Origin of the sequence: Streptomyces sp. 5-10 (assembly GCF_014712245.1) — a bacterium.
Taxonomy (GTDB): domain Bacteria; phylum Actinomycetota; class Actinomycetes; order Streptomycetales; family Streptomycetaceae; genus Streptomyces; species Streptomyces violaceusniger.
The window spans coordinates 190,316-203,289 of record NZ_JACVYG010000001.1; the positions used below are offsets into that span (position 1 = coordinate 190,316).

Sequence of the window (12,974 nt, forward strand, 5' to 3'; positions counted from 1 at the left end):
CAGAGGAGAGGATGGGTATGGCACGGGTAGGACTGACCACGGAACGCCTGACCCGGGCGGGGGCGGAGCTGGCGGACGAGGTCGGCTTCGACCAGGTGACCGTCTCGGCGCTGGCCAGGCGGTTCGACGTCAAGGTCGCGAGCCTCTACTCGCACCTGAAGAACTCCCAGGACCTCAAGACCAGGATCGCCCTGCTCGCCCTGGAGGAGCTCGCCGACCGGGCCGCCGACGCCCTGGCGGGCCGGGCCGGGAAGGACGCCCTGATCGCCTTCGCCAACGTCTACCGCGACTACGCCCGCGAGCACCCCGGCCGCTACACCGCCGCCCGGCTCAGGCTCGACCCGGAGACGGCGGCCGCCAGCGCCGGGATCAGGCACTCACAGATGACCCGGGCGATTCTGCGCGGCTACGACCTGGCCGAACCGGACCAGACGCATGCGGTCCGGCTGCTGGGCAGCGTCTTCCACGGCTACGTCAGCCTCGAGATGGCCGGCGGGTTCAGCCACAGCGCCCCCGACAGCCAGGAGAGCTGGTCGCGGACGCTGGACGCCCTCGACGCCCTGCTGCGGAACTGGCCCGCGCCCTGACGAGACGCGTATCGCTCATCGCGCGTCCGCGCGCCGGCGAATCCGAACCATCCACCCATACATCCCTGATCAACAGGCTGGAACGATGCACACCACCGAGCACGGCTGGATCACCACGCCCATCACCGCCGACATCCTGCGGGGCGCCCTCGACCTGGAGCGCACCGCCCACGGGCTGCTGCCGCACCGGCTGCCCGCCTGGGCCCGCGCCCAGTACACCGATGGGCAGCTCGCCATGGCGGAGGCCCAGCCGTCCGGCGTACGGCTGGCCTTCCGGACCCGGGCCACCGCCGTCGAACTGGACACGTTGCCCACCAAGCGGGTCTACGCGGGCGCCCCGCCCCGCCCGGACGGCGTCTACGACCTGCTGATCGACGGCCGTCTGACCGCCCAGTCCACGGTGACCGGCGGCAACACCCTGGCCATCGACCTGGCGACCGGTGCCGCCGAGAGCCACCCCGGCCCGGCCGGCACCCTCCGCTTCGCCGATCTGCCCGACGGCGTCAAGGACGTCGAGATCTGGCTGCCGCACAACGAGACCACCGAACTCGTCGCCCTGCGCACCGACGCCCCCGTCGAGCCCGTACCGGACCGGGGCCGCAGGGTGTGGCTGCACCACGGCAGTTCGATCAGCCATGGCTCCGACGCCGCGAGCCCCACCGCCGTCTGGCCCGCGCTCGCCGCCTCCCTCGGCGGCGTGGAACTGATCAATCTGGGCCTGGGCGGCAGCGCCCTGCTCGACCCGTTCACCGCACGCACGATGCGCGACACCCCCGCCGACCTGATCAGCGTCAAGATCGGCATCAATCTGGTCAACGCCGACCTGATGCGGCTGCGCGCCTTCACCCCGGCGGTGCACGGCTTCCTCGACACGATCCGCGAGGGGCATCCCACCACGCCCCTGCTGGTCGTCTCCCCCATCCTGTGCCCCATCCACGAGGACACCCCCGGCCCCGCGTCCTTCGACTTCGGCGCGCTCAGCGCCGGAAAGCTGCGGTTCCTGGCCACCGGCGACCCCGCCGAGCGCGCCGCCGGGAAGCTGACGCTGGGCGTCATCCGGGATGAGCTGTCCCGGATCGTCAAGCAGCGGGCGGCCGACGACCCCCACCTCCACTACCTCGACGGACGCGACCTCTACGGCGAGGCCGACGCCGCCGAGCTGCCGCTGCCCGACGAGCTCCACCCGGACGCGGCCACCCACCGCCGTATCGGGGAGCGCTTCGCCACGCTGGCCTTCGCCGCCGATGGTCCGTTCGCGGACCACGGCGCCTGACGCCGGGCTCGGTCCGGTACAACGGGAAGGAACGAGAAGGAGCCTCGGCGCCGGTGCGAGGGAGGGCCGCGATGACGCCCGATGTGTGGGTGCGGGTCAACAGCGCGACGTTCGGCGGCCGCATGGTGCGCGCCGACACCATCGAGCAGGTCAGATGGGACAGGAAGACACCCCAGTACCTGATCCTGACCCTCCACAGCGGTGAAGAGGTCCGTCAGGACGTACGGGCCGGCGCGCCGGTCGACGACATGGGCGACACCGAGGGCCCCGACCTCGCCGAGCAGTTGGTGAGCGCGATCGCGCGGGCCTCGGACCGGCCCGGTGGCCACATGCTGGAGCTGCGGCCCGACGAGAGCACCGGAGGCGTGGGGTGGCTCCGGACACCGCTGGTGGACAAGTTGTGGGCGGGGTGAGCCGGGGTTCTCCCGGGGCGGCCCGCCCCCTGCGCCACCGCGGAGCCAGGCCCTACCCTGGTGGCCGTGCACATCTGCTTTGTCTGCAGCGGGAACATCTGCCGGTCGCCGTCCGCCGCGCTGGTCTTCGCCGAGCATCTGCGCCGGGCGGGACTCGACGGCGCGGTACGGGTCAGCAGCGCCGGTATCGGCCCCTGGCACGCCGGTGAGCCCATCGACGAACGGGCCGGCGAGCTGCTGGCGCGGCACGGCTATCCGGTCGAGCATGTCGCGGCCCAGATCGGTGCCGAGCACCGGGACGCCGAGCTGTTCCTGGCGATGGACCGCGGCCACGAGAAGGCGCTGCGCCGGCTGGTCGACGATCCGTCCCGGGTCAGGATGGTGCGGTCCTTCGACCCGGACGCCACCGGCGGTGACCTGGACGTTCCCGATCCGTACTACGGCGGCCCCGAGGGGTTCGACGAGGTGCTGGCCATGATCGAAGCCTCGGTGCCCGGCCTGCTGGCCTGGGTGCGCGAGCGCCTCGGTTCATGAGCGCCCGTGCCGAGGCCGGGACGGGCGAGGACCCCGGTGCCGCGGCGGCCCGCCTCACCGGCCGTCCGGCGACCTGCCGGCGGCCGCTGTCCGCCCAGCTCACCGAGGTCAGCCTCGACGGCGGGCAGACGGTGATGGTCAAACGGGGTGACGATCCGGGCGCGGTGGAGGCCGAGGCGGCGGGGCTGCGCTGGCTGGCCGACGCCGGTACGGTCCGCGTCCCGGCGGTGCACGGCCACGACCGCCACTGGCTGGTCACCGACCAGGTGCCGGTCGGCCGGCCGAGCGCCCGGGCGGCGGTCCGGTTCGGCCGCGACCTGGCCGCCCTGCACGCCGTCGGCGCGCCCGCGTTCGGCGCCCCGCCGCCCGGCGGCCCCACGGACGCGTACATCGGCATGGCCCCGATGCGCAATGTCACGGGCACCGACTGGCCGCGCTGGTACGCCGAACACCGGGTGCTGCCCTATCTGCGGCGCGCCGTCGACGACGGCACGGTGCGCCACGGCGAGGCCGAGGTGATCGAACGCGCATGTGAGCGGCTGCCCGAGCTGGCCGGGCCCGCCGAGCCACCCGCCCGGCTGCACGGCGACCTGTGGAACGGGAACGTCCTGTGGGGCACCGACGGGCAGGCGTGGCTGATCGACCCGGCCGCGCACGGTGGCCACCGGGAGACCGATCTGGCGATGCTCCACCTGTTCGGCTGCCCACATCTCGACCAGGTGCTGGACGGCTACCAGGAGGTGGCGCCGCTCGCCGGGGGCTGGGCCGACCGCGTCGGACTGCACCAGCTCTTCCCGCTGCTGGTGCACACCGTGCTGTTCGGCCGCGGCTACGCCGGGCAGGCGGTCACGGTGGCCCGGGCGGCCCTGGCGCGGTGACCTGCCGCAATTCCTCGTACAGCCCTTCCAGGGCGGTGTGGTCGTCGTCCGTGCCGGTGTGCGGGGCGGCGAACCAGCGCGCGTACTCGGCGATCTCGGAGAGGCGCCAGTCGAGGGCGAACAGCTCGGCCATCGCCGGGTCGGGGCGCAGCCGGTCGCCCGCGCCGGCCGCGAGCAGATCGGCGTAGTCCCGCTCGCGGGGCGCGAGGGCCAGCGACTCCCAGTCGACGAGCTTCAGCCCGCACGCGCCCACGACCTGGTTGTCGTTGTGCGGCTCGCCGTGGGTGGTCACCCATTGGTCCCGGCGGGAGTGGGCGAGGTCCGCGAGTTCGAGGTAGCGGTCCGTCCAGCGGGTGATCGCGGCATCGTGTGCGGCGATCGCGGCCCGCGCCTCCTCCGCCAGCGGCCCGGACGTCCAGGGCCGCGCGGTCCGGGCCCGTAGCTCGCCCGCGAACTCGGGGCCGACCTGGGCCGTCCAGTGCCGCAGACCGGGTGGCGGTGTGGCGCGGTGCAGCGTGGCCAGTGCGGCTTCGACCTCGCGGACGTGCCGGGGCCGGTTCGCCTCCTCCTCGGTGGGGCTGCGCCCGTCCAGCCACGGCGTCACGCTGAGCGCGCCCGCCTCGACGCCGACGGTGAACCGGCCGGAGGACCGGGCGGGCAGCGGCGCGCACACCACGTCCACACCGGCGGCGGCCAGCGCCGCCGCCCCCGCGTAGGCGGCCTCCAGCGTCGCCGCGGTGTGCCGCGGCTCGAGCTGATCCAGCGTCACGAACAGGGTCGTGCCGCCACCGGCCACCCGCCAGTGGTGTGCGCCGAAACCCCAGGGCAGATACGCGATTTCGGCGACGCCCGGCAGCCAATGCGCGGCGACGGCGTGCGCGATCGCTTCGTCACTGATGAAGGAGGGACGGGAGAGCACGAGATCCGATCCTAGGGAGCGGGCGGGCCACCGTCACCGGAATCTCCGGTGACCTGTGCCGCCACCCCCGCGAACAGAAACCGATGCGCCTGGTGGCCCGTCTTGGGGGGCGGAATCAGTCTTGGGGCGGAGCCACACGGATGGGAAGCCATGGTGGAGCGGGTGGACAGCGGTACGACGCGGGTGGACAGCGGTACGACGGCGCCGGTGCGGGCGGGGGTGCCCCGGCGGGCCGGGCGCTGGGTGGCGCGGTGGGCCCGGTGGGGTGACGCGACGGGGGACGCGCGGGGCCGGTCGCCCTGGGCGCGGGGGCGGGTGCTCGCCGTACTGGCGGTGCTGACGGCCGGGTTGCTGGCGTTCCACCGGGCGGTGCCCAACTCCGTGGGTCATGTGGGCAGTTTGCTGGAGGCGTTCCTGCCGTGGCTCGGCGTGGTGGTCGTGGTGCTGCTCGGCCTGGCGCTGCTGCGCCGTTCGGCCCTCGCGCTGGTGGCGCTCCTGCTGCCGGTGGCGGCGTGGACGTATCTCTTCGGCGGGCTGTTCCTGCCCGGGGCGGAACCCGGCCCGCGTGACCTGCTGGTGGTGCAGCACAACGTCAGCGATGAGAACGCCGATCCGGCGGGTACGGCCCGCGCCCTGGCCGACGCCGGGCCCGATCTCATCGCGCTGGAGGAGCTGGTGCCCAGCGCGCTGCCGGTCTACGAGAAGACCCTCGCCCCGGACTACCCCTACCACGCCGTGCGGGGCACCGTCGGGCTCTGGTCGAAGCATCCGCTCACCGATGCCCGGCCGCTGGACATCAAACCCCAAGGGATCGCGGAGGGGTGGAATCGCGGACTGCGGACCGCAGTCCGCACACCGCACGGCGAGATCGCGGCGTATGTCGCACACCTGCCGTCGGTGCGCATCCGGGCGAGTGGCCTCGCGTCCTCCTGGCGTGACGAGAGCGCCGGTCTGCTGGGCGAGGCCATCGCCGCCGAGAGGCGCGATCGGGTGGTCCTGCTGGGCGATCTCAACGGCACCGTCGACGACCGTGGGCTGGCCCCGCTGACCTCGCGGCTGAACGTGGCGGAGCGGGGCTTCGCCTTCAGCTTCCCCTCGGGCTTCCCGCTGGCCCGGATCGACCAGGTCATGGCCCGCTCGGCAGCCGTCGCCGACATCCGCACCCTGCCCGCCACCGGCAGCGACCACCTGCCGGTCGCCGCCAGGATCGCGTGGGGGTAACCGGAGCCCGGTCCGACCACGCCCCCGCCACCGCGCCGGGGGGTCTCCTCGGGAGCGGTCCCGGGACCCGCGGACCTGAGCATCGGTGTGCGGTCGGTCAGCGGGCACAAGGCCAAGCTGGTCCTGTCGTCCTGAGCTCCTGACTGGCCGTCAACTCCCTGCGGGCGCCTGTGCACGCGCGTCTGCGCCGGGGTTCCATCCGTAGTACGGTTCCGTCGTCACGCGCCGCGAACCGGATTCCTGCGCACACAGGACTCGCCTCGGCCGCCCATTCCGGCCCGATCATGACGAGGACCCAGAGCGATGCCACCGTCCCTCAGCAACTTCAACATGGACCTCCTGGTCCCGCTGCACGCCCTGCTGATGGAACGGAGTGTGACCAAGGCGGCGGAGCGGGTGGAGGTCACCCAGCCCTCGATGAGCACCTCGCTCGCCAAGCTCCGCCGCCACTTCAATGAGCCGCTGCTGGTCAGGGACGGTCGCCGCATGGTGCTGACTCCCTTCGCGGAGTCGCTGGTCCAGCCGGTCACCGAGATGCTGGAGGCGATCAGGGAGGTGGTGGGCGCCAACGCGGCCTTCGACCCGACCACCGACCGCCGGGTGTTCACCGTGACCGCCAGCGACTACGTGGCCATCGTTCTGCTGCGGCCGCTGCTGCGGGAGATCGACACCGCCTACCCCCATGTGCAGATCAAGGTCGCCCCGCTGAGTCACGGCATGGTCGACCAGCTCCGCAGAGGCCAGTGCGATCTGGTCATCTGGCCGCCCATGATCCAGGACAAGGAGCTGGAGACGTTCTCCAGCTCCACGTTGTTCACCGATGAGTTCGTGGCCGTGGTGGACCAGGACCACCCCGAAGTCGGTGACGTCCTGACCTCCGATCAGCTCTGCGCCCTGCCGTACGTCCAGATCGGGGGGCCGCAGCCCACGATCGCCGACACCGTGCTCGCTCAACTCGGCCTGCCCCTGCGGGCCGTCGCCGCCACCGACAACTTCACCAACGCGGCCTGCCTGCTCCCCGGCACCCGCATGGTCGCGGTGATACAGCGGCGCCTGTTCGACCAGCTCGGCCCGCGCATCGGTCTTCGGACCGTGGCGCTCGATGTGCCGCTGCCACGGCTCGTCGAGTCGATGTACTGGCACCCCAGGAACACCATCGATCCCGCCCACCGATGGCTGCGCGAGCGGGTCCTGCGCCTGTGCGCCACCGACCTTCCGGACCGGCCGCCCGGCGACACCGGTCCTTCGCGGGGCTCGCGGCCCGACGGCTGATCAGTTCGAGGGCGCGGCGAGAGCGGGGGTCCGGGTGCGGTCCCGATCCGGCGTCCGGTCCCCTTCCACCGACATGCTCAGGCCGACGCCGTTCATCTCCTCGAGGAAGCGTGGATAGGAGCCGCGGTAGGCGTTCGGGTAGGTGAGCCGGGTCTCACCGTCGGCCGCCGTGCCCGCGACGGCCAGCGACATCAGCACCCGGTGGTCGTTGAACGAGGACAGTTCGGCCCCGGTCAGCCGCTCGACACCGTGGCAGAGCAGTCGCTGCCCGCGCTGTTCGATCCGGGCGCCCATCCTGGTGAGCTGCAGCATCGCCGCCACCCGGTCCGACTCCTTGAGCCTGACGTGGGCCACGTTGTCGAGCACGGTGGTGCCGTCCGCCAGCGCCCCGAGCACGGCCAGCGCGGGCAGCATGTCGGGCACCGCCCGGCAGTCGGCCCGGGCGGGGCGCAGCCTGATCCCGTCGTGGCGGACCCGCACCATGCCGGTCGCCGGGTCGGCCGTCATCGGCAGCCCCATCCCGGCCACGATGTTCAGCAGATCCGCCTCGGGGTGGTCCACCTGGTCCACGGGGAGCGCGGGCAGCCCCCGGAACAGCACATCGGCCGGGTGCAGCGCCGTCACGGCCAGGCCGAAGGCCGCCGCGCCGACATCGGGGGGCAGCACCACGGTTGCCGGGGTCGGGCATTGGCCCGGCTCGATGTCGAACCGCCGCCCGTTCTCGGAGACCTCGACCCGCAGCCCGAACCGCCGCATCGTCCGGACCGTCAGATCCACATAGGAGCGTTCGTTGAACTCGCCCTCCACGGTGATGGTGCTCGGCCCGGTCGCGAACGGCGCCACCATGAGCAATCCGGAAATCCACTGCGAAAGAATGCCCTCGATACGCGCGTGGCCCCCTTTCGGGCGGCGCGGCCGCACGGAAATCGGCGGGCCGCCCGTGGGCGAATCGAGGTCAACACCGAGATCGGACAGGGCCTGTAGCAGTGGGCCTATCAGACGCCGGTGGAATGACTTCTGCCCCACGATGGTCACCGGCGCACTCGCGAGAGAGGCGAGCCCGGTGAGGAAATACAGCGCCGTACCCGAACCGCCCACCGAGACCTGCGATCGCAGCGGTCGGTACGGACCCCCGTGCACGAGGAAGTCGTCCCCGTCCCTCTCGATCCGCGTACCGAGGCCGCGCAGCGCGGTGATGGTGTGCCGGACGTGTTGCGCGTTCGACAGCCCTACGATGCGGCTGGTCCCGGGGGCGAGCGACGCCAGTATCAAGGCGCGATGCGCGTGGTATTTCGAGGTGGGAACGGCGATCTGCCCTTTGACCTGATCCGATGACCGCTTCACGAGCAGTCGCATCCCACTCCCCCGATCCACCCATTCACTCGAATCCACCCTTGGCGGCGTCGAGGTTCACGCTAGCCACCGCACAGCGCGCTCGGAAATCCCGAACTGCTTATGCCAGGCATCTCCCCCCGGGATATAAGCCATTGCCCCCAGAAGATACCGAACCAGACACATCGCCTCCGCGCTCACCTTTCGGTGATGCGGGCGGTCAGACGGGTCAGCAGGGGTACGCAGTCCCGCAGTTGCCGCCGTTCGTCGGGGCTGAGCGTGTCGCGGATGGCGGTGCCCAGCCAGCCGGCGCGCTGGGCGCGCTCCCGCTGGAGGCGGGCGCGGCCGGCTTCGGTGATGTGCAGCAGGAGCTTGCGGCCGTCGCTGGGGTGGGGCTCGGTGCGCACCAGGCCGTCGCCGAGCAGTTCCTTGACGGATTTGGCGGCCGACTGGTGGGTCACTCCGCGCCGATGCGCGAGGTCGGCCGTGGTCTGCGGGCCACCGCGGTCGAGGTGGCCGAGGATGGCGGCCCCTCCGGAGGGCATGGTGTCGGCGGCCCGTACGGCGCGGACGAGTTCGCCGACCGCCTGCCGCAGGTCTTCAGCCAGTGCGTCGTCTTCTTCCATGGCCCCACCCTACCCAGATCATGAAGGCAGGCTGTACAACCATGTTGTACAGTCTATTTACACACCTAGGTTGCGCAGTTTCAGCCATGGATCAAGGAGACCCACGATGCAGCTCACCAAGTTCGGCCATGCCTGCGTCCGTATCGACAAGGACGGCCACCGCCTGGTCGTGGACCCGGGCGGCCTCACCGAACCGCACGCGCTGGACGGCGCGGACGCGATCCTGGTGACCCACGAGCACTTCGACCACTTCTCCGAGGAGGCACTCCGCAAGGCCGCGGAGAACAACCCGGCCCTGCGCATCTGGACCAACACCTCCGTCGCCAAGCAGCTGGCCGGCCTCGGTACCCGGGTCACCACCGTCGGCGAGGGCGAGGCCTTCACCGCGGCCGGTTTCGAGGTGAGGGTCTACGGCACGTGGCACGCACCCATCCACCCCGACATCCCGCCGGTCGGCAACGTCGGCTTCCTCATCGACGACACCCTCTTCCACCCCGGGGACGCGCTCACCGTCCCGGATGCCACCGTCGACACCCTGCTGCTGCCCGTGCACGGCCCCTGGTCCACCACCGGACAGCTGATCGACTACGTGCGGGAGGTGGCCCCACGGGACGCCTACGCCATCCACGACGGCGCCCTCAACGATGTCGGCAACGCGATGGTCGGCGGGTTCCTGGGCGCCAACGGCCCCGGCACGGGCGCCCGTTACCACGAGCTGGCCGCGGGCACCTCCGTCGACATCGGCTGAGTTCACACACCACGCCCGGCCTTGCCGCGCCCCACCCGACTCCACGCCCACCCCGCTCCACCCCATGTGATGGACGTCACAGTATGCGGGAGCCTTGTCTTCAGGTCATCATATGACCCGATCGCCGCAGGCAGCCGGGGCCGATCGCGACCCGGACACCACATCAAGGGCGGCGGCGCTCCCCCATACGCACAAGCCAAGGACGAGGAGGGGCATGAGCGACCAGGACAGGCCGGCGCGGCCGCGCGTGGGCGTGGTGGGGCTCGGGGCCATGGGACTCGGCATGGCGCGCAGCCTGCGCACGGCGGGCTACGACGTCGGGGTCCACGATCTGCGACCGGAGGTGGCCGAGGACTTCGCCCGCGACGGCGGGACCGCGTACGCCTCCCCCGGCGACCTGGCGGCCGCGGTGGACATCGTGGTCGGTGTCGTGGTCAACGCGGCGCAGGTGGAGTCGGTGCTGTTCGGCGCCGGCGGGGCCGCCGACCGGCTCCGCCCGGGGGCCGTCTTCGTGATGTGCTCCACGGTCGACCCGGGGTGGTCGGCGGAGCTCGGGGGACGCCTGGCCGAGCGGGGCGCGCTCTATCTGGACGCCCCCATCTCCGGTGGCGCCGCGCGTGCGGCGGCCGGTGAGCTGACCATGATGACGTCGGGCCCCGCCGCGGCGTACGCGGTCGCCGACCCGGTGCTCGAGGCCATGAGCAGCACGGTCTACCGCCTGGGCGAGCAGCCCGGCCTCGGCTCGAAGGTCAAGATCGTGAACCAGCTGCTCGCGGGGGTGCACATCGCCGCGGCGGCCGAGGCGATGGCCCTGGGGCTGAAGGCAGGCGTTCCCGCCGAGGCGCTGTACGAGGTCATCACGCACAGCGCGGGCAACTCCTGGATGTTCGAGAACCGGATGGCGCATGTGCTCGCCGGTGATTACACCCCGCTCTCCGCGGTCGACATCTTCGTCAAGGACCTGGGGCTGGTCCTCGATTCGGCGAGGCCGGAGAGGTTCCCGCTCCCCCTGGCCGCCACCGCTCACCAGATGTTCCTCCAGGCGTCGGCGTCCGGCCTGGGCTCCGAGGACGACAGCGCGGTCATCAAGATCTTCCCCGGGATCGACCTGCCCCAGCCGGTGGAGGCCTGACATGGGCATCCGACTCGGCTGTATCGCCGACGACTTCACCGGCGCCACGGACCTGGCCAACAACCTGGTGCGGGCGGGCATGCGCGTGGTCCAGCTGATCGACGTACCGCCGCCCGGCGCCGAGCGGCCGGTGGACGCGGACGCCGTGGTCATCGCGCTCAAGTCGCGGACCGCTCCGGCCGCCGACGCCGTCGACGCGTCGCTGCGGGCCCTCGCCTGGCTGCGGTCCGCGGGTGCCGAGCAGATCTACTTCAAGTACTGCTCCACCTTCGACTCGACGCCCGCCGGCAATATCGGGCCGGTCACCGAGGCCCTGATGGACGCGCTCGGCACCGACTTCACCATCGCCACGCCCGCGTTCCCCGACAACGGGCGCACGGTCTTCAAGGGCCATCTCTTCGTCGGCGATGTGCTGCTCAGCGAGAGCGGTATGCGCCATCACCCGCTCACCCCGATGACCGACCCCAATCTGGTCTCGGTCCTCGGCGCGCAGACCACACGAGCGGTCGGCCTGATCGACCACACGGTGGTCGGCCGCGATGCCACGGCGGTCCGGGCGCGGATCGACGAACTGCGCGAGCAGGGTGCCGGAATCGCCATCGTCGACGCCGTCTCCAACGACGACCTGGTGCGCCTCGGGGCGGCCGTCCAGGGAATGCCGCTGGTGACCGCCGGTTCGGGCCTGGCCATCGGGCTGCCCGCGAACTGGGGGTTCACACCGTCCCACGCCGCCGCGCAGCTGCCCCCGCCCGGTGGCCACCAGGCGGTCATCTCCGGGTCGGTCTCCACCGCCACCAACCAGCAGGTCCAGGAGTTCCTGCGCACCGGCCGGCCCGCGTTCAGCGTGGATCCGCTGCGGGTCGCGGCCGGTGAGGACGTGTCCGGCCAGGCGCTCGCCTTCGCCGAGGCGCGTCTGGCCGACGGACCCGTCCTCTTCTACTCCACCGAGGCGCCCGCGGCGGTCCGCACCGTCCAGACCCGGCTCGGCGCCGCCGAGGCCGGCGAGCTGGTGGAGCGGACCCTGGCCCGCGTGGCCGAGGGCCTGGTGGAGCGCGGTGTGCGCCAACTCGTCGTCGCGGGCGGCGAGACCTCGGGAGCGGTCGTCCGGGCGCTCGGCATCACCGGACTGCGCATCGGACCGCAGATCGACCCCGGTGTGCCCTGGTGCGCGGCGGCGCTGCCCGGCGGGGACACGCTCCACATCACGCTGAAGTCCGGCAACTTCGGTGGCCCCGCGTTCTTCACCGACTCCTTCACCCTGCTCGACCGGGAGGTCTCATGACCGAGCTCCTCGACACCGCCGTGGACGAGGCACGCGACGAGATCGTCCGGGTGGGCACCAGCCTGTTCGACCGGGGCTATGTGCACGCCAGCGCCGGGAACATCAGCGCCCGGATCGGCGACGGCCATCTGATCACACCCACCGACGCCGCCCTGGGCTTCCTCGAGCGCGACCGCCTCGCGCTGGTCGACGCCCAGGGTGAGCAGCGCGCGGGCGACCGCGCGAGCAAGACCCTGACGCTCCATCGGCGCATCTACGCGGCCGACCCCACGGCCCGGTTCATCATCCACACCCACTCCACCCACCTGGTCGCGCTCACCCTGGCCGGGGTGTGGAGCCAGGACGACGTACTCCCGCCCATCACGCCGTACTTCGTGATGAAGGTGGGGCACGTTCCGCTCATCCCCTACCACCGGCCCGGCGACCCGCGCGTGGCCGACCTGGTGACCGCCCGGATCGCCGACCACCTGGCGAGCCACACGCCGATCAGGGCCGTCCTGCTCGACCGGCTCGGCCCCGTGGTCTGGGGCCCGAACGCGGCCGCCGCCCTCGCCGTCCTCGAAGAACTCGAGGAGACGGCACGTCTGTGGCTCCTGACCGACCGTCGACCGGGGCCTCTCACCACCGACGCGATCGACGAACTGAGGTCCACGTTCGGCGCCGCTTGGTGATCTTCCGCTGCCCCGTCCCCGTTCCCTCCCCCTCCCCGTAGTTCCCTCCCCTCCCCGTCCCCGTAGTTCTCTCCCCTCCCCGTCCC

At 72.1% G+C, this 12,974-nt stretch carries 14 protein-coding genes; 11 read left to right on the top strand and 3 right to left on the bottom strand.

Annotated features, from left to right (window positions below; genetic code table 11):
- The first annotated feature begins 17 nt into the window (after window positions 1-17).
- The 5 genes from IEJ02_RS00885 (at window position 18) to IEJ02_RS00905 (ending at window position 3,685) form a co-directional block, all read left to right on the top strand.
- Window positions 18-587: a TetR/AcrR family transcriptional regulator gene (locus tag IEJ02_RS00885; protein ID WP_191062854.1), complete on the top strand. Its 570-nt coding sequence runs from the start codon at window positions 18-20 to the stop codon at window positions 585-587.
- An 85-nt stretch (window positions 588-672) separates the two neighbouring features.
- Window positions 673-1,860, top strand: a complete 1,188-nt coding sequence (locus IEJ02_RS00890; RefSeq protein WP_191062855.1) for a GDSL-type esterase/lipase family protein — start codon at window positions 673-675, stop codon at window positions 1,858-1,860.
- A 71-nt stretch (window positions 1,861-1,931) separates the two neighbouring features.
- The gene (locus IEJ02_RS00895; RefSeq protein ID WP_191062856.1) at window positions 1,932-2,273 is read left to right on the top strand and encodes a hypothetical protein; all 342 of its coding nucleotides are present in this window, start codon (window positions 1,932-1,934) and stop codon (window positions 2,271-2,273) included.
- 66 nt (window positions 2,274-2,339) lie between these two features.
- Window positions 2,340-2,807 carry a low molecular weight protein-tyrosine-phosphatase gene (locus tag IEJ02_RS00900; RefSeq protein WP_191062857.1) on the top strand — a complete coding sequence of 156 codons (468 nt, stop codon included), beginning with the start codon at window positions 2,340-2,342 and terminating at the stop codon, window positions 2,805-2,807.
- Complete coding sequence (locus tag IEJ02_RS00905) at window positions 2,804-3,685, top strand: fructosamine kinase family protein (protein ID WP_191062858.1); 882 nt, start codon at window positions 2,804-2,806, stop codon at window positions 3,683-3,685. The genes IEJ02_RS00900 and IEJ02_RS00905 overlap by 4 nt, the downstream gene beginning before the upstream one ends.
- Here IEJ02_RS00905 and IEJ02_RS00910 read toward each other — a convergent pair.
- On the bottom strand, window positions 3,654-4,604 hold the full coding sequence (locus IEJ02_RS00910) for an aminoglycoside phosphotransferase (protein WP_191062859.1): 951 nt from the start codon (window positions 4,602-4,604) through the stop codon (window positions 3,654-3,656). The genes IEJ02_RS00905 and IEJ02_RS00910 overlap by 32 nt on opposite strands.
- Before the next feature lie 315 nt (window positions 4,605-4,919).
- Between IEJ02_RS00910 and IEJ02_RS00915 the strand changes: the two genes are divergently transcribed.
- Together IEJ02_RS00915 and IEJ02_RS00920 are read left to right on the top strand one after the other, a co-directional pair.
- Complete coding sequence (locus IEJ02_RS00915; RefSeq protein WP_317985697.1) at window positions 4,920-5,825, top strand: endonuclease/exonuclease/phosphatase family protein; 906 nt, start codon at window positions 4,920-4,922, stop codon at window positions 5,823-5,825.
- A 303-nt stretch (window positions 5,826-6,128) separates the two neighbouring features.
- Window positions 6,129-7,097 carry a LysR family transcriptional regulator gene (locus tag IEJ02_RS00920; protein WP_191062861.1) on the top strand — a complete coding sequence of 323 codons (969 nt, stop codon included), beginning with the start codon at window positions 6,129-6,131 and terminating at the stop codon, window positions 7,095-7,097.
- Here IEJ02_RS00920 and aroA read toward each other — a convergent pair whose 3' ends face one another.
- Window positions 7,098-8,453: a 3-phosphoshikimate 1-carboxyvinyltransferase gene (gene aroA / locus IEJ02_RS00925; protein ID WP_191062862.1), complete on the bottom strand. Its 1,356-nt coding sequence runs from the start codon at window positions 8,451-8,453 to the stop codon at window positions 7,098-7,100.
- Between the two features lie 173 nt (window positions 8,454-8,626).
- Window positions 8,627-9,055 carry a MarR family winged helix-turn-helix transcriptional regulator gene (locus tag IEJ02_RS00930; protein ID WP_191062863.1) on the bottom strand — a complete coding sequence of 143 codons (429 nt, stop codon included), beginning with the start codon at window positions 9,053-9,055 and terminating at the stop codon, window positions 8,627-8,629.
- Between the two features lie 106 nt (window positions 9,056-9,161).
- Here IEJ02_RS00930 and IEJ02_RS00935 point away from each other — a divergent pair, with 106 nt between their 5' ends.
- The 4 genes from IEJ02_RS00935 (at window position 9,162) to IEJ02_RS00950 (ending at window position 12,888) form a co-directional block, all read left to right on the top strand.
- Window positions 9,162-9,803, top strand: coding sequence for an MBL fold metallo-hydrolase (locus IEJ02_RS00935; protein WP_191062864.1), 642 nt, complete (start codon window positions 9,162-9,164; stop codon window positions 9,801-9,803).
- Window positions 9,804-10,017: 214 nt separating this feature from the next.
- Complete coding sequence (ltnD, locus tag IEJ02_RS00940) at window positions 10,018-10,935, top strand: L-threonate dehydrogenase (protein ID WP_191062865.1); 918 nt, start codon at window positions 10,018-10,020, stop codon at window positions 10,933-10,935.
- A gap of 1 nt (window position 10,936) precedes the next feature.
- Window positions 10,937-12,217, top strand: a complete 1,281-nt coding sequence (gene otnK / locus IEJ02_RS00945; protein ID WP_191062866.1) for a 3-oxo-tetronate kinase — start codon at window positions 10,937-10,939, stop codon at window positions 12,215-12,217.
- A complete protein-coding gene (locus IEJ02_RS00950) occupies window positions 12,214-12,888 on the top strand; it encodes a class II aldolase/adducin family protein (RefSeq protein WP_191062867.1) in 675 nt (224 codons plus the stop codon). The genes otnK and IEJ02_RS00950 overlap by 4 nt, the downstream gene beginning before the upstream one ends.
- The last annotated feature ends 86 nt before the right edge of the window (window positions 12,889-12,974 follow it).